Here is a 288-nt window from a genome sequence, read left to right on the forward strand (position 1 = left end):
CCAGGAGATGCGGCAACTGGTCGAAGGCGTTCCAACTGCTATCCACGTACTTGTCCAGCAGCAGCGGATCCAGGTCATTCCCGGTCGCCGCTGCGAGAACGTGCGCAGCCAGACGCGGTGGAATGGCGTTCCCGATCTGCTGGGAGATGTCCATGCCTGACCACGGATAGTCTGCAGGGAATGTTTGCAGAATGCCCGCTTCTGAGTGGTCGAACCTGTCGAGATCGACGTCGTAGGACGTGACCAGGCGGTTGCGTGAGATCTTCCCGGTGACGGTGAATGCTGGCT

At 60.1% G+C, this 288-nt stretch carries 1 pseudogene; it reads right to left on the minus strand.

Annotated features, from left to right (window positions below):
• Nucleotides 1–288, minus strand: a pseudogene (locus IG178_RS24630) (DNA cytosine methyltransferase); the annotation flags it as partial.

The organism is Neoluteolibacter marinus (genome assembly GCF_014904755.1).
Lineage (GTDB): Bacteria > Verrucomicrobiota > Verrucomicrobiia > Verrucomicrobiales > Akkermansiaceae > Haloferula > Haloferula marina.